Raw genomic sequence first — 20,172 nt, forward strand, 5'->3', positions numbered from 1 at the left:
GTCCCGAGACTAGTTCTGCGGTGGGCCGTCTCCAGGCCCACTTCCCCAGGTCAGACTGGGTGTGGGGGCCAGGTGGTAGATCAGCGCCGCGCCCCGGGTGAGGGCGGACGCGGGCAACCACCCCCTGGTGGTCGTTTTTCCGTTGACCGTCAGTTCGTGTACGTAGACCGACTTGTCATCCGTGCGCGGGGCCTTGATGGTCAGCTCGCGCCCGTTGGCCAGGTGGATCACCGCCCGCGGGAAGAGCGGGCTGGTGAGGGCGAGTTCGGCCCGGGTCGGCACCGTCGGGTAGAGGCCGAGTGCGGAGAAGACGTACCAGGCGCTCATCGTGCCCGCGTCGTCGTTGCCGGGGATGCCGCCCGTACCGTTGCTCCACTTGCCGTCGATGATCGCCCGGACGGTCTCCTGGGTCTTGTACGCGGCCCCGAAGTAGTTGTAGAGGTACGGCGTCTGGATGTCGGGCTCATTGGTGGCGTCGAACTTCGTGCCCTTGGTGGCGCTCAGGTCGAACGTGCCGTCCGGGTTGCGGAAGAACGCGTCCAGCCGGTCGGTCGCCACCTCGGTGCCGCCCATCGCCGCGGCCAGGCCGACCACGTCGGAGTAGACCATCCAGGTGTACTGCGCGCTGCTGCCCTCGACGAAGCCGGCGCCGGTCGACGGGCTGAAGCCCTCGGCCCAGTGGCCGTCGGCGTAGCGGTCGCGCATCCAGCCCACGAAGGCGCCGTCGGCGGGGACCGGGGTGGGCACGGCCGGGTCGGCCAGTTCGAGCTCGGCGAGCTGCACGATCGGGGCGCCACCGTTGGCGTCCACCTGGAGCCGGTAGTAGCTGTACGGCTGCGGGTCCGCGACGGTGAACTCGCGCGTCTGGCCGCGGGTGGAGAAGCTCTGCCCGGTCTGCGTGTCGAGGGTCGTCCACGTCGTGCCGTCCGCCGAGCCCTGCAGCCGCCAGTCCTTCGGGTCCCGCGCGGGGACGTCGTTGGCCGAGGTCAGCGCGTACGTGCCGACGGTCAGCGGGGTCGCCGTGCGGGCCTGCACCCAGCCGGTCGTGGCGAAGGTCAGCCACTTGGTGCCCTTGTCACCGTCGAAGACCTGGGCCTTGGCCTCGCCGGGCGGGTTGTCGGCGCTGGCGGTGATCTCGGTGATCCGTTCGCGGATGTTGTGGGCCAGGCCCGGGTCGGCCCGCGCGGCCGGGTCGAAGACGTTGCGCCAGTTGTGTGAGCGGTCCAGGAACTCCCGGTGCCGGTCGGTGTCGCCCAGCGCCTTGGCCAGCTCGGCGATGCCGTAGTCGGCGGCGGCGTCCTCCAGGGTCTCGGCCGCGCCGCCCCAGCAGTGGCAGTCGTCGGCGGGCACGTAACCCAGTGCCAGGTACTTGTCCAGGGACGGCCGTTGCCCGACGCACTCGACGTTGCAGCCGGCGTCGCTGGAATCGTTCTCCGTCGGTACGGTCGCCGCCCGCACGAGCGAGTCGTACGCGCCCCGCACGTCGAAGTCGCGCGCGCCGAAGGCGTACATGCCGGCCACGGCGGCTGCGGCGGGATCACCGGACATCACCGCGGTCTTGCCGTGTTGCAGCAGCCAGCGGTCCCATTCGCCGTTGCGCTGGGTGGCGTAGCTGTAGAGCGACTGGGCGTAGTCACTGGCCATCTTCGGATCCAGCAGGGCCAGCAACTGCACCTGGGCGCGGTAGACGTCCCAGCCGGAGAAGGTGCCGTACTGCGCCTTCTGGCCTGTGGACAACTTGTGGACGGCGTCGTCGGCGCCCTGGTAGCGACCGTCAACGTCGCTGGTCAGAGTGGGTTCCAGCATCGCGTGGTAGAGCGCGGTGTAGAAGGTGGTCCGCTGGTCCTCGGTGCCGCCGCCGATGCCGATCTTCTTGAGCCGCCGGGTCCACGCGCTGCGGGCGCCGGCCCGGATCGCCGCGAAGCCGAGGCGCTCGGGTGACTCCGCGGCCAGGTTCGCCTCGGCGCCGGCCCGGCTCACGTACGAGATCGCGACCCGCATCCCCACGCTGGTCGTGCCGGGGGCGAAGCTCACGTAGCCGCCGGAGCCCTTGCCCGGGTTGGGCCGTCCGGCGCTGCTGTAACCGCTGCCGCCAGTGGCGTCGGTGCTGCCCGGCTGCAATGTCGTGTCGGTCCAGGTGCCCGTGGCGGCGAACGGCTGATCGAGCTTCGCGGTGAAATGCAGCGTGTAGTACGCGTGCGAGTTGTTGGTGCTCTGCGGCCCGCAGAAGTTGCCGGCGCTCACCGAACCGCTGACCGTCCGCGTGGCGGGATCGATGTGCACCGTCGCCGCCTCGCTGCCGGTCTCCGACAGCGACGTGCGGAACAGCAGGCCGGCCGGCTTGTCGGCGGGGAACGTGAACTTGCCGAAGCCGGTCCGCGGCGTCACGGTCAGCTCCGCACCCGCGCCGCTGTCCAGGCCGACCCGGTACCAGCCCGGCTCGGCGGACTCGTTCGCGTGCGAGAACGTGCTGGCGAAGACCGCGTCGGTGGCGTCCGCGGTCGGCGAGCTCGTGATCTCACCGACGTGCGGCATGATCGGGATGTCGCCGTTCGCGCCGGAGCAGCCGACACCGCTGAGGTGGGTCAGGCTCAATCCGCGGATCCGGGTCGCGGTGTACTGGTAACCACCGGGCGCCGGGGTCGAGAGCTGATTGCCGCGTGAGGTCTGCGGACTCCAGGCGAGCATCCCGAACGGCGTGACGGCGCCCGGGTAGGTGTTGCCGAGGTTCGTGGAGCCGATGAACGGGTTCACGTACGCCGCGGGATCGGCGATCAGCGGCGGTAGCGGTGCTGCCTGGGCCGCCGCACCGATCGGCACGGTGAGGACCACCCCCGCGAGCACGGCGACGGTACGGGATCCGAACATCCGCTGCCCCCTGATGACATCGATGTCAGGCCATGTCAGGGATCAGCCTCTATTGATCGAGTCCAATGTGTCAACCCGTGGCCGCCGGTCACCGCCCTGTGGACAACGTGTGGACAGCGCCCGGGACCGCGGGGCCGGGCCGGCGGGTCAGGTCGCCGGCTGGTCCTTGGTCAGGTGGGCCAGCCAGCTCGTGCCATCAGTGTGGATCAGTGCGTAACGCCGGGCCGGACCGCGGCCGTGCAGCGTGAACAGCAGCCGGCGGTCGTTGCTGTCCTCCTGCTGCCACCAGCCGATGTCGGCGATGAACTTGTGCTCATCGGTGTAGGTGAGGTGTTCCAGGGCGTGATCCGGCACGGCGATGGCCAGCCGGTTGCGTGCCGGATCGGTCGGCAGCCCGCGCGGCAACGCCCACGAACGCAGCACCCCGTCCTGCTCCAGGCGTAGATCGAAATGGGGCCGCGGCTTGCGGTGGTCGTGCAGGACGAAGGCCGGTTCGGTCACGGCCGGGGGGTTGTTCATCTCCTCCGATTGAACTCCCTTGCGCCGAGATCCGTTCCCCTCTTCGGGATGTCCCGGAGGAGGGCCAAGTCTTGTCTGGTTCGGTACGCGAAGCGCTCGCTTCCCGTTTTGGTCGCACGGCACGGGAGCCCGAGGCCGCGGCACCCGCGGCACCCGAGGTGACCACGGAACCCGAGGTGACCGCGGAGGCCGTGGAATCCCCGGATCCCGAGGTGGCAGCGAAACCCGAGGTCACTGCGGAGGCTGACGGCGAGACGCCGGCCGCCACGCAGCGTGGCCGGGTGCGCACGATCGCCGGCCACGTCCTGACCGTGTCGGCCATCGTCCTGATCTTCGGCGCGCTGATCATGCCGAACATCATCAGCCGGTTCGAGCGGCCCGGCACCTACCTGCGCCTGCCCATCGAGGGCTTCGTCGCCGTCGGCCTGGTCATTCTGCTGCCCGGACGGTGGAAGCGGATCGCCGCGGGCGTCCTGGGTGCGGGTCTCGCCGTGCTCACCATCGAGAAGATCACCGACATGGGTTTCTACGCGACCCTGTCCCGGCCCTTCGACCCGGTGCTCGACTGGGTGCTCCTCGACGACGCCCAGGCGTTCCTCGAGGACTCGGCCGGCAAGGCCGGCGCGACCGGCGCACTGATCGGCGTGATCGTGCTGATCATCGCGATCGTCACCCTGATGAGCCTGGCCGCGATGCGCGTCACCCGGGTCGCCGCCCGGCACCGCCGGGCCACCACCGGCACCGCCCTGACCGGTACGGCCGTCTGGGTGGTCCTGCTCGTGCTCGGCGTGCAGACCTTCGACAACATGCCGATCGCCGCCCGCAGCTCGGCGATGTACGTCTGGGACCGCGCCCACATGGTCAAGGGCGGCCTGCGCAGCGGGCAGGAGTTCGAGCGGCTCGCCGCCACCGACGCGTTCGCCGGCAAGACCGGTGACCAGCTCCTCACCGGCCTGCGCGGCAAGGACGTCATGGTCTTCTTCGTGGAGAGCTACGGCCGCTCGGCCATCGAGGACCCGGTGCTCAACCCGGGCACGACTGAGCTGCTGGCCGAGAGCACCGAGACCTTGAAGAAGGCCGGCTACGTCAGCAAGAGCGGCTGGCTCGGCTCGCCCACGGCCGGCGGCGGCAGCTGGCTGGCGCACTCCACGCTGCTGTCCGGGCTGTGGATCGACAAGCAGAACCGCTACCGCAACCTCACGTCGAGCAACCGGCTCACCCTGACCAGTGCTTTCAAGAAGGCCGGCTTCGACACCATGAGCGTCATGCCGGGCGCCACCCGGGCCTGGCCCGAGGGCAACTTCTACGGCTACAACAGGGTCTACGACTCCCGCAACACCGGCTACCAGGGACCGGCCTTCAGCTGGGCGCCGCAGCCGGACCAGTACACCTTGTCGTGGTTCGAGAAGAACGTGCACGGCCCGGCCCACGATCCGCTGTTCGTCGAGATGCCGCTGGTCTCCAGCCATACCCCGTGGGCGCCGCTGCCGCAGTTCATCGACTGGGACGACGTCGGCGACGGGTCGGTCTACAAGCAGATCCAGCAGGACGGCAAGAAGGTCAAGCAGGTCTGGCGGGACCCGGTGAAGCTGCGGCACGAATACGCCCGCTCGATCCAGTACACCCTCACCACCCTGGTCTCGTGGCTCGAGCTCTACGGCGACAAGAACACCGTGATGGTCTTCCTCGGCGACCACCAGCCGTCCGCCATGGTCGTCGGCGACGGCGCCAGCCGGGACGTGCCGATCACGATCCTGGCCAAGGACCGCGCCGTCATGGCCAAGACCTCGAGCTGGGGCTGGACCGACGGGATCAAGCCGGACCCCGGGGCCCCGATCTGGCGGATGGACGAATTCCGGGACCGGTTCCTGACCACCTTCGGCCCCTCCGGTGACGTCAACCGGGTGCTCGCCCCACCCAAGCGCTGAACCGGTTTTGGGACGTGATTGGAAATCGAGGGCTCTGGGTATCTGGGGGTCGGCGGAAACGCCGCCGACGAACGGAGTCCCCCCATGTTGATCCTCGGTCTCATCCTGCTCCTGCTGGGCATCTTCCTGAACGTCTCGATCCTCTACACGATCGGTGCGATCCTGCTGGTCGTGGGCGCCGTCCTGTGGATCCTGGGCGCTGTCGGCCGGCCGGTCGGCGGTCGCAAGGTATGGTTCTGATCGCCTGAATCGTTGAGAAGCGCCCGCCGGGAGGCGGGCGCTTTTTCATGCCTCGAGCACGGCCCAGCCGTTGGCCGGCAGGACCACCACGGCGTCGGCCGAGCCGGCCGCCCGCAATTCCGCGGTGCCATTCAGAACCGATTTCCCGTACGGCACGGGCAGCTCGGCAGAAGCAGCACCGACACTCAGGGCCACGATGACTTTCCGGCTCCCGTCGGAGGCCTCGTAGGCGAACTGCTCGTTGGTCAGGTGCACCGTCGTGGTCCGGGCGTGATGCAGCCAGGGGTGCCGCCGGCGCAACCCGATCAGCTCCTGGTGCAGGTGATAAAGCGTCCAGCCGTACGGCGCCAGGTCGGCGGGCTTGGCGGGGAAGGCGGGCCGGACCGCGTCGTCGCCGTGCTCGCGGTCCTCCTTCACGCCCCGGAAGCCCTGCTCGTCGCCGGCGTAGATCGACGGCGTGCCGCCCACGGTGCACAGCAGTGCCAGGGCGAGCGGCACGTGTTGCTCGTCGGTGAGTTTGCTGGCCAGCCGAGTCACGTCGTGGTTGCCGACGAAGGTCTGCGGCACGAAGCTGTCCAGGAACGTGTTGTGCCGTTCCAGGGCCCAGCTCAGCTCGAAGAAGTTGGCCGCGTTGAGCGCGCTCCAGATGGCTTTCCACAGCTCGTACTGGGTCACCGAGTCCATGGTGGACTGCTCGACGAACTTCGCGTAGTCACCGTGGATGACCTCGCCGATCACGTACGCGGCGGGGAACTCGGCGCGCACCCGGGGCAGCACCGTGGCCCAGAACTCGGCCGGCACCCCGTACGCCACGTCGAGCCGCCAGCCGTCGACGCCACGCCGCAGCCAGTGGGTCATGACGTCGGTCACGTAGTCGGCGACGGCCGGCTCGGCGTGGTTGAGGGCGACGAGCGCGTCGTGACCCTCGAAGTTGTCGTAGCCGGGCTCGCCGCCGCCCTCCGGCCAGGTGAGCCGGAACCACGAGGCGGTCGGTGCCTCCCGGCCCTGCGTGAGCACGGCCTGGAAGGCGGCATGCCCGCGCCCGACGTGGTTGAACACGCCGTCGAGCAGCACCCGCAGCCCACGGTCGTGCGCGGCGGCGATCAACGCGTCGAAGTCGGCGTCGGTCCCGAGGCGCGGGTCGATCCGGAAGTGGTCGAGGGTGTCGTAACCGTGGGTCTCGGAAGCGAAGATCGGCCCGAGCAGGAGGCCGGAGGCGCCCAGCTCGACGGCGTAGTCCAGCCAGGCGGTGAGCCGTTCCAGCCGGCCGTTCTCGTGGCCCTCGGGATAGGCGCCGACAAACCCCAGTGGGTAGACCTGCCACCACACCGCGTGTTCAACCCAGTCCGGCTCACTCACGACGTCACTCCCTCGGGTCGAGGATACGCAGAAACGCCGGCCCGAACCGGGCCGGCGTTCAGTCTGCGGTTGCTCAGATGGTCTCGCTGGCGAGCTGCGTGCGCAGCTTCGTCAGGGCCTTGGTGAGCAGGCGGCTGACGTGCATCTGGGAGATGCCCACCTGGTCGGCGATCTGCGACTGGGTCAGGTTGCCGTAGAAGCGCAGGGTGAGGATCTTCTGCTCGCGCTCGTCGAGCATGGCCAGGGCGGGGCCGAGGGCGACGCGGGTCTCGGCGAGTTCGAATTCGTGGTCCTCGCCGCCGAGGGTGTCGCCGAGCTCGGTGGTGCCGTCGGCGCTGATCGGGGTGGACAGGCTGGTGGCGTTGTAAGCGCGGGCGCCTTCGAGGCCTTCCAGGACTTCTTCCTCGGTGACGCCGAGGTGTACGGCGATGTCGCTGACCTGGGGGCTGCGGCCGAGGGTGTGGGTGAGGGTGCTGTTGGCCTCGGTGATGGCCAGGCGCAGCTCCTGCAGGCGGCGGGGCACGCGGACCGACCAGGTGCGGTCGCGGAAGTGGCGCTTGATCTCGCCGATGATGGTGGGGATGGCGTAGCCGGCGAAGTCGACGCCGCGTTCGGGGTCGAACTTGTCGACGGCTTTGATCAGGCCGACGGTGGCGGTCTGGACCAGGTCGTCGGTGGGCTCGCCGCGGCCGGAGTAGCGGTGGGCGAGGTGGCGGGCCAGCGGCAGCCAGGCCTCGATGGCCCGGTCACGCAGGGACACGCGGGAGGGGTGGCCGACGGGCATGGCAGCCATCGCGTTCAGCAGGTCGGCGGCGCTGTCCGCCGGCGCCTCGCTGATCGCAGGCTTCGTCTCCGCAGCCTCAACTGTCTGGGTGGCAGTCATCTCGGTCCTTCCTTGGCACCTGTCCGGAGAGCCGGCCTGGTTTGCACCAGGCCCGGTCGGGCAAGGTATCGCTATCCGTTCGTGGCCGACGGCAATCGATGATCACCGTCGTCCGCGCACACTTGGCCGTTCGGTTATGACGACCTTAGCCGAGAGGGCCATGGATGACTAGCCGAAAGTATGAGTCACTTTATGTAGTCGAATGGTCACAGTAGACCGCAGTGATCATTCGTCGTCTTTGCGCTTCTTCTCCTTCTTTTCCTCGTCCTTCTTCTCCTCCCTGGTCAGCGCCAGGTCGAGGGCCAGCACCGAGGCGATGATCAGCAGCGGATCCTCGCCCGCCTCCACCTGCACCGCGTAGGTGTCGCGGATCGTCAGCCAGCGCTTCGACACCGCGGCCACGTCCCGGCCGTCGCGTTCGATCACGTACTCGTGATCGAGCAGGTCGCCCTTCATGGTCAGGTCCTCGGGGCCGGGGACGTCGATGGTGAACTTGTCCCGGAACGGCGTGAAGAGCTTCTTGCGGACCTCGGCGGCCTTCTCCCCGCCGATCCGGATCTCGTACGTCGGGCGCAGCGACACGAGATGCCGGTGCACGCTGGCCACCTCGGTCCCGGACGCGTCCTCGATGACCACCTTGTCGCGGGCGCTGAGCACCTTTCCGTCGACATGGAAGACCTTGGTGCCGTGCTCGTCGAGCACGTCGAAGTCGTCGCCGATGGAGAAGAACTTCTCTCTGATCACATACATGGGCCCGATTGTGCCCCGTGGCGGTGGCACCGGCTCGCCGTTGAGCCGGCGCCACCGCGGCTCACGGCTTCAGGACGACCTTGATGCAGCCGTCCTCCTTCTTCTTGAACATGTCGTAGGCCTGCGGCGCCTGCTCCAGCGGCACCCGGTGCGTCGTCAGGTCGTCGACGCCCAGCGGGTCGTCGTCGCCGGTCAGCAACGGCAGGATGTCGTCCACCCACTGCTTCACGTGCGCCTGGCCCATCCGCAGGGTCACGCCCTTGTCGAAGAGGTCGAACATCGGGAACGGGTCGGCCTGGCCGCCGTACACGCCGATGATCGACACCGTGCCGGCCCGGCGGACCGCGGCGAACGCCGTGCGCAGCGCGCCCATCCGGTCCACCCCGGCCGTGTCGATCGCCTTGCGGGCGACCGCGTCGGGCAGTAGCCCCGCGGCCTTCTGGGCGAACTCCTGGAACGGCGTGCCGTGTGCCTCCATGCCGACGGCCTCCACGACGCTGTCCGCGCCGCGTCCCGAGGTCAGCTCCAGTACGGCGGCCGGCACGTCGTCGACCTCGTCGAAGTTGATCGTCTCGATGCCGTGCCGGGCGGCCATGGCCAGCCGCTCCGGGACGTTGTCGGTGGCGATGACCCGGGCCGCGCCGAGGTGCCGGGCGATCCGGGCGGTCATCTGGCCGATCGGACCGAGACCGGTCACGAAGACCGTGCCGCCGGGGGTGATGTCAGCCCACTGCGCGGCCTGCCAGGATGTGGTCAGCACGTCGGAGAGGAAGAGGTAGCGCTCGTCGGGGTGACCCTCCGGCACCTTGATCGGCCCGAAGTGCGCCTGCGGGACCCGCAGGTACTCCGCCTGGCCGCCGGGCACCTGGCCGTAGAGCTTGGTGTAGCCGAACAGCGACGCGCCCTTGCCGTGCTCCTTGACCTGGGTCGTCTCGCACTGCGCGAAGAAACCCCGGCTGCACATCCAGCAAGAGCCGCAGGAGATGTTGAACGGGATGACCACCCGGTCGCCGGGCCTGATGTGGGTGACCTCGGGACCGACCTCCTCCACGATGCCCATGGGCTCGTGACCGAGGACGTCGCCCGGGTCCAGGTACATCCCCAGGACGTCGTACAGGTGCAGGTCGGACCCGCAGATGGCGGTCGAGGTCATCCGGACGATGGCGTCCGTCGGTTCTTGGATCTTGGGGTCGGGCACGGTCTCCACCGAAACCTTGGACGTGCCCTGCCAGGTGAGTGCTCGCATACCGTGCGCCTCCGATGGGTGTCGTCACTCCAGGAGGTGCCCACTGCGGATCGGGATATTCGGGATCGGGATATTCCACGGTTAGCCGCCTCGTGGCCGGGCATCGCATCGAGACCGACGAGGAGAGGAACAACCATGACGGGACCGACGGGCCGGGAGTTCGCGGTGGTCACGGGTGCGTCCAGCGGCATCGGCTACGAGCTGGCCAAACAGTTCGTGGAGAACGGCTACGACGTGCTGATGACCGCCGAGGACCAGGCCATCGAGCAGGCGGCGGCCGACCTGCGGCGCGACGGCCAGCACGAGGTGATCGCGGTACGCGCCGACCTGGCCACCTTCGACGGCGTGGAGGAGCTCTACGCCGCGATCCTCTCCTCCGGCCGCCCGGTGGACGCGATCGCCATCAACGCCGGCCGGGGCATCGGCGGCGACTTCGTCAGCCAGACCGATCTGCGGGAAGAGCTGAACGTCATCGACGTGAACGTGACGTCGAGCGTGCACCTGGCCAAGCGGGTGCTGCCGGACCTGGTGGCCCGCGGGGCCGGCCGGGTGCTGTTCACGTCGTCGATCGCCTCGATGATGCCGGGCACCTACCAGGCGGTCTACAACGCGTCGAAGTCGTTCGTGCAGTCCTTCGCCGAGGCGCTGCGCAACGAGCTGAAGGACACCGGGGTCACGGTCACCTCGCTGATGCCGGGTCCCACGGACACCAACTTCTTCCACCGCGCCGAGATGGACGACACCCGGGTCGGATCGAGCAAGAAGGACGACCCGGCCGTGGTGGCCAAGCAGGGCTTCGAGGCCCTGATGAAGGGTGACGAGAAGGTGGTGGCCGGTTCGGTGAAGACCAAGGTGCAGGCCGCGGCGTCCAAGGTCATGCCGGACAGCGCCAAGGCCCAGATGCACCGCAAGATGGCCGAGCCGGGCTCGGGCGAGTGAGCGGGACGGGTGGCGGGGCGCCGGCCCCGCCACCCGAGGCCTACAGACGCTGGTCGCCGATGACCGAGAGCAGCTGGAGCTTCTCGTAGCTCGCCGAGCCCGGTACGGCGGTGAACACCAGCAGTGTCTGGGACTGGTCCGGGTCGACCAGGGTCTGGCAGTGCAGCTCCAGCAGCCCCAGCTCGGGATGAAGAAGGCGTTTCTGATCCTGGAACACGGCGCTGATGTCGTGCGCGCCCCAGACCGCCGCGAAATCCGGACTGGCCGCCAGCAGCGCGTCGACCAGAGACGCCGCGCGCGAGCCGCGGCCCGCGCGGGTGTAGGCCAGCCGCAGCTGGGCGGTGTAGATCCGCCCGTGCAGCTCGTGATCTTCTTCGGGGTAGATCCGTCGTGATTCCGGATCGGTGTACCAGCGGTAGACCGCGCTGCGGGCCGGGCCGGTCCAGCGGGAGTCGTCACCGAGCAGCGCGACCGCCGGCGGCGTCTGCCGCAGTGTCTCGCCCAGACTGCCCATGACCTGGGCCGGGGTGTCAGCCAGCCGGTCCAGGATGCGCATGATCCCCGGGTTGATGTGGTCGGCGCGATGCACCCGCCGCGGGGCGGCGTGCCCGGCGATGCGGAACAGATGGTCGCGCTCGTCCAGGCTCAGCCGCAGGCCGCGGGCGATGGCGGCGAGCATCTGCTCGGACGGGTGCGGGCCGCGCTGCTGCTCGATCCGGCTGTAGTAGTCGGCCGACATGCCGCAGAGCGCGGCGACCTCCTCGCGGCGCAGGCCACCGGTGCGCCGGCGTGGCCCCCGCGGCAGTCCCACGTCCTCGGGCTGCAGCGCTTCGCGCCGGGTACGGAGGAAGTCGGCAAGCTGGGCACGATCCACCCGCTCAGTGTCCCTGCGCGGCGGCACCGGATGCAGGAACTGCCTGTCCACGGATCACCGGTCCCTGGACAAAGCCGAGGCGCCGGCCTCGGGTGGAGCCGGCGCCATCGGTTGGGGGACGTGCTGTGGGGACGGTCCAGCCAGTTTCATCGATGCATTAGTTAACACGCAAGTAATCTGAGTTCCGGAACTTCGGTCGCGGGTGAGGTGGATCTCCCCGTACGGGTTTCAGCCTCTGTGGTCGGGCATGCTTGACGCTCGGTTCGCATCGAGCACCCTCGTGGCCGAAAGGTGATTTGACAGTCTTTGGGGCGGACGCGAAGGCTGTCCAGGGCATCCCGTTCCGCCGTGGAGGTTCCTTGTTCGCGCTGTCCCGCCGCCGGCTGCTGGCCCTGGCCGGCGTCAGTGGCATCAGTGGTGCCCTGAGCCTGCCTGCGCCGGCGTCGGCCGCCGCGCCGGATCCGGTCGCCGATATCTACCGGCAGTTGCTGCACATGCACACCCGGTGGGTGGAGGAGCAGTGGGACACCGAGATCGGTGCCTACCGCGCGGCGGACTTCCGCTTCGCCGCGGTGCTGGGCAACGCCGTCCTGCTCGGCCTGGACGACTACGACGCCCGCCTGGCCGACGTCGACGCCGGCACGCTGAAGGCCAAGACCGTCGCCACGATCCAGCGTTTCGCCGCCACCAACCGGTTCGCCGGCGGCACCGAGTGGGGCCGGCAGCTCTTCTGGGACTCCACATTCGAGCTCTATTTCGTGCTCGCCGCCCGGCTGCTCTGGGCCGACCTGGACACCCAGACCCGGCGCAACGTGCAGCAGATCGCCGTGGGCCAGGCCTCGTACGCGTACGGGCTGGGCTCCGACGACGACCCGCTCAGCGGTGACTGGTCACCCAACGGCACGGCCGGCGGCTGGCTCGGCGACACCAAGCTCGAGGAGATGGGCGTCTACGCCCAGGCCATCGCACCCGGCCTCGCCTGGGCCGGCGACGACGAGGCGGCCGAGGGCTGGCGGGAGCGTTTCCTGCTGTGGGCCACGAACGCGAGCGGCCTGCCCGCCGCCGACCTGGCCAACCCCGCCGTCGTGGACGGGGAACGGATCGACCAGCGGGCCACCGCGCACAATCTGCACGACTCCTTCATCGTGGAGAATCACGAGTCGGCCAGCCCGCACTACCAGGCCGAGCTCTGGCGTACGGCCGGGCGCGCGGCGATCCACTTCCTGGTGGCCGGCCGCCCGCTGCCCGAGGTGCTCACCCACCAGCCCAACGGCGCCCAGCTCTGGGCCACGTTGCGCCTGCTGGCCAGCGACGCCGGTGAGCCGGTCATGCCGATGGTCGCCGACCGCTACCACCTGTACGGCCGCGACGTGCTGCCGCTGGCGTTCCTGGCCCAGGTCCAAGGGGACCGGGATGCCGCGCGCGCCGAGGCCGACCTGGCCGAGCGCCTGGTGCCCTACCTGCGGTACGAGCCGAAGTACCAGCTCACCAAGTTCAGCGGCGAGGACAAGTACGAGCCCGAGGCCCGCGCCGAGCTGGCCATCTCGTACCTCTTCCACCGCCTGCTCGACCGGCCGGTCCAGCCGGTCGGCAAAGCCGAGTTCTTCCGCCGCGCGAGCGGCACCCGGGACTTCGGCCGCGACGTCGGCCTCACCGCCCACCAGTCGGAGCAGGCGTTCGCGGCGGCCGTGACCAAGCCCGGCTTCGTCAACTTCCTCTGGCAGCCGGGGCACGACAACTGGTTGATCGACACACGGGAGGCAGCCTTCCTGCCCCCGGACACCGCGCCGACCGCCCGGTGGACCAGGGCGTGGAGCGAGGTCCGCGACGGGGTGGACGCCACCGCCACCGTGCTGGCCGTCGCCGGCGGCCGGGCCGGCTTCGCCACGCTGCCGACCGGCACGGTGGTCTACGCGAGCACCGGGCTCCCCGGTGAGGGCCGCCTCTCCCTGTTCAATCTGTACATGCCGGGTGTGCCGGGGTTGACCGGCAGCCGCCTGTTCACCACGCCCACCGGCTCGGCGCTGCTCAGTGACCCGGGCGACGGCGACATCACCTTCGCCCCGCGGGACGCCCGCTGGGTGCGGATGCTGGGCCGCGAGCCCGGCACCGAGTACGGCTACTCGATCTTCACCTTCTCCGTGCTGGACACCAGCGGTGCCGACCTGGCCCAGGGTGCGATGCCGACCGCGTCCTCCGAGGACATCTGGAACCCGGCCCGCAACGCCACCGACGGCAACCCGGACACCCGCTGGGCCGTGGCCCGCGAGGAGCGCGGGCGCGCCGACAGCTGGCTCGCCGTGGACCTGGGTTCCGCCGTCCGGGTGGCCGGGGTGCGGATCGCGTGGGAGGCCGCGTACGGCAAGAGGTTCGTCATCCAGACCTCGACCGACGGCCTGACCTGGACCGACGCGGTCGCTGTGCCGCAGACCCGGGCGGCCGCCGGCTGGGTCGGCATCGACGGCCGGGCCGGCCTCGTCACGCACGGCACCAAGCGCAAGATCGTGGTGAGCCCGACCGAGGTGGTCGCGCCGGCCCCGATCATCGAGGGGTATCCGGGTCGCCGCACCGACCTGGCCAAGCTCGCCGCCCGCCCGTTGCCCACCGCTCGTGGCCTGCTGATCAGCGACGCCGACGGTTATCTCAGCGTCTTCAATCTCGGGGCCCGGCCGGTGACCGGGGCCGTGGTGCGCGTGCCCTCCGCCCGCCGGCTCTACCGCGGCACCCAGGTGGCTCGCCGCCGGGGCCTGGACTGGACGGTCAGCCTCGCCGGCGGCACCGCGGTCGTCGAGCCGCCCCGGTTCACGGTCGAGGACGGGGTGCCCGATGGCACCCGGTTCGAGGTGGCCGACTCCCACCACCTGACCGTCACCGCGCCCGCGAAGCACAAGGTGGTGGTTACCGTCCGGGCTGGGTCCTGGTCGTCGACGATCCGGGTGTCCGCCGGGCGGTCTCGCAGCGTCACGGTGCCGGGAGCGCCGGTCACCCCGACCGCCGACCTGGCCCGGGGCCGCACCACGTTCCCCACCTCGCCGCTGCCGGCCGGGATGAGCGCACCCGCTCGGGCGGTGGACGGCGATCCGCGCACAGCGTGGCGTCCGGGCCCGTCCGGCCGGATGGTCGTCGACCTGGGCGCCGTGGTGGCGGTCGCCGACGTGCAGCTGACCTGGTCGAAGGGCCGCCGCCGGCCGGTGCGGGTCGAGGCCTCGCGGGACGGCGTCACGTACGCGGCGCTGAGCGGGCCGGCCCGTTATGTGGCAGTCGCGGTCGAGGGCTGGCGGCCGGGCGACGCGGAGCTGGTGCATCTCACCGTCCGGTGATCCGCTGTTTGATCAGCTTTCGCATTTTGCCCCACTTTCTCCGCTCCCGGAGCGATGATTCATCGCGAGCGGAAGGTGACGGGAATGCCGAATGCAGTGCTGAACGACGCCCAGCAGGTCACGGTGAAACGCGGCCCGATCACGGGTCTGCTGGCCGACCGCAGCCTGGCGGTGAAGAACGTGGTCGCGGTGGCCGCGATGGCGATCGTCGCCGTGGTCGTCGGCGGGCTCGGCATCTACCGGATCTCGGAGATGAGCGACGACCTCACCCAGATGAAGGCCGAGCACGTCGACAGCCTCCAGCAGGTGGCCGAGCTGCGCGGGGGCATCGCCGAGATGTTCCGCGGCATGCTGCTCTACCAGATCGGCGCGGACGCCGCCGGCAAGAAGCTGGGCCGGGACGCCGTCAGCGCCGCGGACGCCAAGATCGACTCCGCCCTCGGCGCCTACTCCGAGCTCGCGGCTGACTCCCAGGCCCGCGAGAAGAGCCTGGCCACCTTCACCGAGGCCCTCAAGCACTACCGGGCGCTGCGCGACACCGTCCTCTTCGCGGAGCCCATCTCGGGCGGATACACGCTGCCGGCCCCGGACCAGATCCTCAACGAGTTCAACAGCGTCGAGGGCGACATGAACACCTCGGTGGCCGACCTGCAGAAGCTGGAGGACACCGAGGCCGACACCCTCGCCCGGGAGGCCGGTGAAGAGTTCCGCTCGGCCCGCACGATCATGATCGCCTCCCTGATCGTCGGCATCCTGCTGGCCGCCGCCATCGCCATGCTGGTCGTCCGGCTGATCCGGCAGCAGCTCGCGACCGTGGCGACAGCACTGGGGGCGGTGGCCGACAACGACCTCACCATCCCGGCCGAGGTGCGCTCCCGCGACGAGCTGGGCCGGATGGCCATGGCCGTCAACCGGGCCCGCGAGGGGCTGCGCGCCACGGTCGGCTCGCTGACCACCGGCGCCCACAACCTGGGCGCCAGCACCCAGCAGCTCACCGGCGTGACGGCCCGGATCGGCGAGAGCGCCCGCGAGGCCGCCGCCCAGGCCGGTCTGGTCGCGGCGGCCGCCGGTGACGTCTCCGGCTCGGTGCAGTCGGTCGCGGCCGGCAGCGACGAGATGGGCGCCTCGATCCGCGAGATCGCCCAGAACGCCAACGACGCCGCGCAGGTCGCCTCCAGTGCCGTCGGCGTCGCCCAGAGCACCAACGACACCGTCGCCAAGCTGGGCACCTCGTCCGCCGAGATCGGCGACGTGGTCAAGGTGATCACCGCGATCGCCGAGCAGACCAACCTGCTGGCCCTGAACGCGACCATCGAGGCGGCCCGAGCCGGCGACGCCGGCAAGGGCTTCGCGGTGGTGGCCAGCGAGGTCAAGGACCTGGCCCAGGAGACCGCGCGGGCCACCGAGGACATCTCCCGGCGGGTCGAGACGATCCAGGCCGACACGTCCAGCGCGGTCGAGGCGATCGGCGAGATCTCGCAGATCATCCAGCGGATCAACGACTACCAGGTCACCATCGCCTCGGCGGTGGAGGAGCAGACGGCGACCACGGCCGAGATGAGCCGCAGCATCGGCGAGGCGGCCGGCGGCAGCTCGACCATCGCGACCAACATCAACGGCGTGGCGCACTCGGCCGAGCAGACCAGCAGCACACTGGTCGAGGCGGACGCCGCGGTGAGCCAGCTCCACGGGGTGGCCGAGGAACTGCGCATGGTGGCGGAACGCTTCCGGGTCTGAGCACCTGGACCGGAACGGACGAGGGCCTGCCGGCCGCAGCCGGCAGGCCCTCCGCTGTCAGCGCCGCGGGGCGTCGACCAGCCGGAACAGCGTCAGCCACTGCTCCGGCCAGACCAGACCCACGGGTACGCCGGTGGCCAGCCGGGCCGCCCGAAACGCCGAGGAGACGCGCCGGTCGCCGTACCGCCGGGACAGTGAGCTGTGCAGCGACCCGCCGACGCCGGTGAAGCCCACCTCGACGAACCGCCGGTAGGCGGGCAGAGCCGCCGGCTCGACCAGCGGCACCGGCCGCCGCTCCAGGCGCAGGATGCCGCCGTCGACGCGCGGCACCGGGCGGAACGCCGACCGGGGGATCCGGCCCGCGAGCGTCCAGCTCACCAGCGGCCAGGTGCTGATCGTGAGCCGGGTCCACCGTCCGTAGTCGCCGGTGCGTTTGCGGGCGTACTCCAGCTGGGTGAGCAGGGTGGCCGCGGTCAGGGTGCCGGCGTGCAGGCACCAGTCCACGACCGCCGACGTCAGCGCGTACGGGATGTTGCCCACCACCGCGAACGGCCGGTCCGGCGGCGTGGCCCGCAGGAAGTCCGCCACCCGTACGGTGACGCCGGGCAGCACCGGCAGCCCGGCCGCCACCTGCGGGTCCACTTCGTAGCTGACCAGGTCACGGGTGTGCCGGGCCAGCTCGCCGGTGAGGACGCCGCGGCCGGCGCCCACCTCGTACACCAGGTCACCGGGCCGGATGCCGGCCGCGGCGACCACCTGACGCACTGCTCGCGGATCGGAAAGGAAATTCTGGCCGAACGCCCGGCGCGCGCGGGCGTGCTCGCGTCCGGCCGGTTTCGGATGGGGTAGTGCCATGGCCGTGGTCCTGTCTGCCACCTTCTCGGCGGCGAACGCGGACAGGCGTCATCGTGGCCCGTCCGGTGGAAGAGGACGCGGAGGGCCCTGGCGCAGCAAGCGGCTCTAGGCGGTGCGGCGGCGCAGGGCGCGACGCCGGAAGCGCAGGCGGGACGAGTGCAGCGGTCCCCGCGCCACGGGCATCAGAGCCCGGCCGAGGAGAGCATGCGTCGTAGGCATCCGGTGACCTTAACCTCGGCCGCCGGGGCCGGTCATGTGGTTTTCCAAGGTGCGCCGCGGGTGAAAAGCGGTGGCGGCCGGGACGCGGCTCTGGTTGCGTGCAGGGGATGACCGACTTCGATGATCCCGCGTTCTTCGGCGACCGCTGGGCGAGTCGCTACGACGATCTGAGCCAGGGGCCGGACCCCGCGGCGGCCGTGGGCTTCCTGGCCGGGATGGTCACGCCCGGGGCCCGGATCCTCGAGCTGGCCATCGGCGGCGGCCGGGTGGCGATCCCGCTGGCCCGCCGGGGCTTCGCCGTCGAGGGCGTCGAGGCGTCCCAGGCCGTCGTGGACAAGCTCCGCACTGTGCCGGGCGGCCAGGACCTGCCCGTGCTCACCGCGGACATGGCGGATGTGCCCAGCACCGGGCCGTTCCCGCTGGTGTACGTCGTCTGGAACAGCCTGTTCAACCTCACCAGCCAGCAGCGTCAGGTGGACACGTTCCGCAACGTGGCGCGGGTGCTGGAGCCCGGCGGGGCGTTCGTGCTCGAGTGCTACGTGCCCGACCCCGCGGCCTACGACCGGCAGTTCAGCACCGACGACGTACGCGAGGACTCTGTCGGCTTCACCCTCACCGTGCACGACCGGATCGCCCAGCGGATCCAGATGCAGCACGTGACGGTGGACGGCAAGGGCGTCCGGCTCCTGCCCACCGCCCACCGCTACTGCTGGCCGGCCGAGCTCGACCTGATGGCCCAGCTCGCGGGCCTGCACCTGCGGGAACGGTGGGCCGGCTGGGACCGTACGCCGTTCCGCGCCACCAGCCGCAGCCACATCTCGGTCTACGCCAGGCCCTGACCGAGCGTGCTCGCGGCGGCCTGCCGCAGGTCGATGTCGCCGATCAACCGGCGTGCGGTCTCCTCGTCCAGCTCACCCCGCATCAGCGCTTCGCTGACCGCCAGCCGCTGCTGGTCGTAGCCGTCGCCGGCCGCCGTGGCGATCTCCACGCCCCGGGCCAGCATCATCCGGGCCTGCTCCTCCTCGCCGCTGACGTCCAGTCGCAGCCACCGGACCAGCAGGCGGATCGTGGTGCCCTGGAGCAGCAGGGTGCCCAGGGTGACGAACAGGGCGATGGCCTGGATGGCGTCGCGGCCCGGGACGCTCTCCGGGACCGCAGCCGCGGCGGCCAGGGTGAGGATGCCGCGCATGCCCGTCCAGCCCACCACCACGCTCTCCCGTACGCCGGGAGCCGCCAGGCGGTTGTCGTCGCCGCCCTGGCGACGGCCACGGGACCGGCGCTGCGCGATCCGGGCGGCCCGGCCGGGATCCCGGGCGAGCCGCGCCCGGGCCAGGCGGTCGCCCATCCGCCACCGCCCGAACAGCAGGAACACGCCGGCCAGCCGCAGCAGGATGGCGGCGAGCAACAGCACGCCCGCCGCAATGAGCGTGCGGTCCAGCCCCGGCTCCGGCTCGGCGGCCAGGTCGTCCAGCACGAAGCTCAGCTGCAACCCGATGTACGCGAAGACGAACGTCTCGAGCAGGAAGTCGACGACCGGCCAGAAGGCGTCCTCCTGCAACCGGGTCCGGTACGCGCCCGGATACTGGTGCCGCGGGTCCAGGGACGTGTTCGCGCTGATCAGGAAGGCCGCGGTGACGACCGCGATGATGCCGGAGGCCTCGACCTGCTCGGCCAGCAGGAACGCGGTGAACGGCACCAGCAGCACCAGCGTGGTCTCCAGGGTCGGATTGCCCAGCCGCTTGCGCAGCAGCAAGGTGGCCGCCGTCAGCAGACCGCCGATGGCCGCCCCGAGCGCCGCGTTGCGCAGCAGCTCCAGGGTGCCGGCGCCCCAGCTGGTGTGCTCCCCGGCGACCGCGGCCACCGCGATGCTGAACAGCGTGAGCGCGGTCGCGTCGTTGACCAGGCTCTCCCCGGTGAGGATCGAGGTGACCCGGCGGGGCAGGCCGAGCTCCTTGCCGTGCGACACGGTCGTGATGGTGTCCGGCGGGGCCAGCACCGTACCGAGCACGAAGGCGGCGGCCAGCCCGATCGACGGCAGCAGCCACGAGGTCACCACCCCGAGCGCGCCCGCGGTCAGCACCACCAGCAGCACCCCGAGGTCGATGATGCTCCGCAGGTTCTGCCCGAACGCCGTGGCCGAGGCGTTGCGGGTGGCCGAGTAGAGCAGCGGGGGCACCACGATCGCCAGGATCAGCTCGCTGTCCAGCTCCAGCCGCGGCACCCCGGGCACAAAACTGATCCCGGCGGCCAGCGCGACGATGATCAGCCCGGGCTGCACGCCGCGCCGGTGGGCCAGGGCGGACACCGCGATGCCGGCCCCGACGATGAGCAGGATCTGCACGCCGTTCATGATCGCCAGGCTAGTGGCCGGGCCCGCCGGTGTGACGCACTCCCTGGATGAGCGATCGCGTGGCCGAGGCCGCGCCGGTATGCTG

General features: G+C 70.6%; 15 protein-coding genes. 6 read left to right on the plus strand and 9 right to left on the minus strand.

All coding sequences use genetic code 11. The annotated features are described in order from the left end of the window. Positions 1-9: 9 nt before the first annotated feature. Positions 10-2,868 carry a GH92 family glycosyl hydrolase gene (locus ACQP2Y_RS02830; RefSeq protein ID WP_433724284.1) on the minus strand — a complete coding sequence of 953 codons (2,859 nt, stop codon included), beginning with the start codon at positions 2,866-2,868 and terminating at the stop codon, positions 10-12. Between the two features lie 147 nt (positions 2,869-3,015). Next, positions 3,016-3,387, minus strand: a complete 372-nt coding sequence (locus tag ACQP2Y_RS02835) for a DNA polymerase ligase N-terminal domain-containing protein (RefSeq protein ID WP_433724286.1) — start codon at positions 3,385-3,387, stop codon at positions 3,016-3,018. A 158-nt stretch (positions 3,388-3,545) separates the two neighbouring features. Between ACQP2Y_RS02835 and ACQP2Y_RS02840 the strand changes: the two genes are divergently transcribed. Continuing rightward, a complete protein-coding gene (locus ACQP2Y_RS02840; RefSeq protein ID WP_433724288.1) occupies positions 3,546-5,315 on the plus strand; it encodes a sulfatase-like hydrolase/transferase in 1,770 nt (589 codons plus the stop codon). Between the two features lie 84 nt (positions 5,316-5,399). Then, positions 5,400-5,555 (plus strand): hypothetical protein, encoded by a 156-nt coding sequence (locus ACQP2Y_RS02845; RefSeq protein ID WP_125812319.1) that lies wholly within the window; start codon positions 5,400-5,402, stop codon positions 5,553-5,555. A gap of 45 nt (positions 5,556-5,600) precedes the next feature. On the opposite strand, the gene ACQP2Y_RS02850 is transcribed toward ACQP2Y_RS02845, so the two are convergent. From ACQP2Y_RS02850 to ACQP2Y_RS02865, 4 genes are all read right to left on the minus strand, one after another. Next, the gene (locus tag ACQP2Y_RS02850) at positions 5,601-6,914 is read right to left on the minus strand and encodes an alpha-amylase family protein (protein ID WP_433724290.1); all 1,314 of its coding nucleotides are present in this window, start codon (positions 6,912-6,914) and stop codon (positions 5,601-5,603) included. 73 nt (positions 6,915-6,987) lie between these two features. Continuing rightward, on the minus strand, positions 6,988-7,797 hold the full coding sequence (locus tag ACQP2Y_RS02855; protein WP_360815697.1) for an RNA polymerase sigma factor SigF: 810 nt from the start codon (positions 7,795-7,797) through the stop codon (positions 6,988-6,990). A gap of 225 nt (positions 7,798-8,022) precedes the next feature. Next, on the minus strand, positions 8,023-8,547 hold the full coding sequence (locus tag ACQP2Y_RS02860; RefSeq protein ID WP_433724293.1) for an LURP-one-related/scramblase family protein: 525 nt from the start codon (positions 8,545-8,547) through the stop codon (positions 8,023-8,025). A 61-nt stretch (positions 8,548-8,608) separates the two neighbouring features. Next, complete coding sequence (locus ACQP2Y_RS02865; protein ID WP_433724295.1) at positions 8,609-9,793, minus strand: zinc-dependent alcohol dehydrogenase; 1,185 nt, start codon at positions 9,791-9,793, stop codon at positions 8,609-8,611. Positions 9,794-9,928: 135 nt separating this feature from the next. Between ACQP2Y_RS02865 and ACQP2Y_RS02870 the strand changes: the two genes are divergently transcribed. Further along, complete coding sequence (locus ACQP2Y_RS02870) at positions 9,929-10,732, plus strand: SDR family NAD(P)-dependent oxidoreductase (RefSeq protein ID WP_433724296.1); 804 nt, start codon at positions 9,929-9,931, stop codon at positions 10,730-10,732. 40 nt (positions 10,733-10,772) lie between these two features. Here the strand turns inward: ACQP2Y_RS02870 and ACQP2Y_RS02875 are convergent, their stop codons facing one another. Continuing rightward, complete coding sequence (locus tag ACQP2Y_RS02875; protein ID WP_433724297.1) at positions 10,773-11,606, minus strand: helix-turn-helix transcriptional regulator; 834 nt, start codon at positions 11,604-11,606, stop codon at positions 10,773-10,775. A 359-nt stretch (positions 11,607-11,965) separates the two neighbouring features. Between ACQP2Y_RS02875 and ACQP2Y_RS02880 the strand changes: the two genes are divergently transcribed. Continuing rightward, complete coding sequence (locus tag ACQP2Y_RS02880; protein WP_433724299.1) at positions 11,966-14,926, plus strand: discoidin domain-containing protein; 2,961 nt, start codon at positions 11,966-11,968, stop codon at positions 14,924-14,926. Positions 14,927-15,010: 84 nt separating this feature from the next. Continuing rightward, positions 15,011-16,663 carry a methyl-accepting chemotaxis protein gene (locus ACQP2Y_RS02885; RefSeq protein WP_433724301.1) on the plus strand — a complete coding sequence of 551 codons (1,653 nt, stop codon included), beginning with the start codon at positions 15,011-15,013 and terminating at the stop codon, positions 16,661-16,663. A 57-nt stretch (positions 16,664-16,720) separates the two neighbouring features. Here ACQP2Y_RS02885 and erm read toward each other — a convergent pair whose 3' ends face one another. Then, on the minus strand, positions 16,721-17,518 hold the full coding sequence (gene erm / locus ACQP2Y_RS02890) for an ErmE/ErmH/ErmO/ErmR family 23S rRNA (adenine(2058)-N(6))-methyltransferase (RefSeq protein ID WP_433724303.1): 798 nt from the start codon (positions 17,516-17,518) through the stop codon (positions 16,721-16,723). 326 nt (positions 17,519-17,844) lie between these two features. Here erm and ACQP2Y_RS02895 point away from each other — a divergent pair, with 326 nt between their 5' ends. Next, positions 17,845-18,576, plus strand: coding sequence for a class I SAM-dependent methyltransferase (locus ACQP2Y_RS02895; RefSeq protein WP_433724305.1), 732 nt, complete (start codon positions 17,845-17,847; stop codon positions 18,574-18,576). Here ACQP2Y_RS02895 and ACQP2Y_RS02900 read toward each other — a convergent pair. After that, positions 18,561-20,087, minus strand: coding sequence for a cation:proton antiporter (locus ACQP2Y_RS02900; RefSeq protein ID WP_433724307.1), 1,527 nt, complete (start codon positions 20,085-20,087; stop codon positions 18,561-18,563). The two genes, ACQP2Y_RS02895 and ACQP2Y_RS02900, sit on opposite strands and share 16 nt — an antisense overlap. Positions 20,088-20,172: the final 85 nt, after the last annotated feature.

The sequence above is a fragment of the Actinoplanes sp. CA-051413 genome (assembly GCF_050955795.1).
GTDB lineage: Bacteria > Actinomycetota > Actinomycetes > Mycobacteriales > Micromonosporaceae > Actinoplanes.

What these genes read in the sequence shown, in the direction of transcription:
- ACQP2Y_RS02830 (WP_433724284.1), bottom strand. Translation starts at nt 2,868, where the DNA reads ATGTTCGGATCCCGTACCGTCGCCGTGCTCGCGGGGGTGGTCCTCACC.
- ACQP2Y_RS02835 (WP_433724286.1), bottom strand. Translation starts at nt 3,387, where the DNA reads ATGAACAACCCCCCGGCCGTGACCGAACCGGCCTTCGTCCTGCACGAC.
- ACQP2Y_RS02845 (WP_125812319.1), top strand. Translation starts at nt 5,400, where the DNA reads ATGTTGATCCTCGGTCTCATCCTGCTCCTGCTGGGCATCTTCCTGAAC.
- ACQP2Y_RS02855 (WP_360815697.1), bottom strand. Translation starts at nt 7,797, where the DNA reads ATGACTGCCACCCAGACAGTTGAGGCTGCGGAGACGAAGCCTGCGATC.
- ACQP2Y_RS02860 (WP_433724293.1), bottom strand. Translation starts at nt 8,547, where the DNA reads ATGTATGTGATCAGAGAGAAGTTCTTCTCCATCGGCGACGACTTCGAC.
- ACQP2Y_RS02865 (WP_433724295.1), bottom strand. Translation starts at nt 9,793, where the DNA reads ATGCGAGCACTCACCTGGCAGGGCACGTCCAAGGTTTCGGTGGAGACC.
- ACQP2Y_RS02870 (WP_433724296.1), top strand. Translation starts at nt 9,929, where the DNA reads ATGACGGGACCGACGGGCCGGGAGTTCGCGGTGGTCACGGGTGCGTCC.
- ACQP2Y_RS02885 (WP_433724301.1), top strand. Translation starts at nt 15,011, where the DNA reads ATGCCGAATGCAGTGCTGAACGACGCCCAGCAGGTCACGGTGAAACGC.
- erm (WP_433724303.1), bottom strand. Translation starts at nt 17,518, where the DNA reads ATGGCACTACCCCATCCGAAACCGGCCGGACGCGAGCACGCCCGCGCG.
- ACQP2Y_RS02895 (WP_433724305.1), top strand. Translation starts at nt 17,845, where the DNA reads ATGACCGACTTCGATGATCCCGCGTTCTTCGGCGACCGCTGGGCGAGT.
- ACQP2Y_RS02900 (WP_433724307.1), bottom strand. Translation starts at nt 20,087, where the DNA reads ATGAACGGCGTGCAGATCCTGCTCATCGTCGGGGCCGGCATCGCGGTG.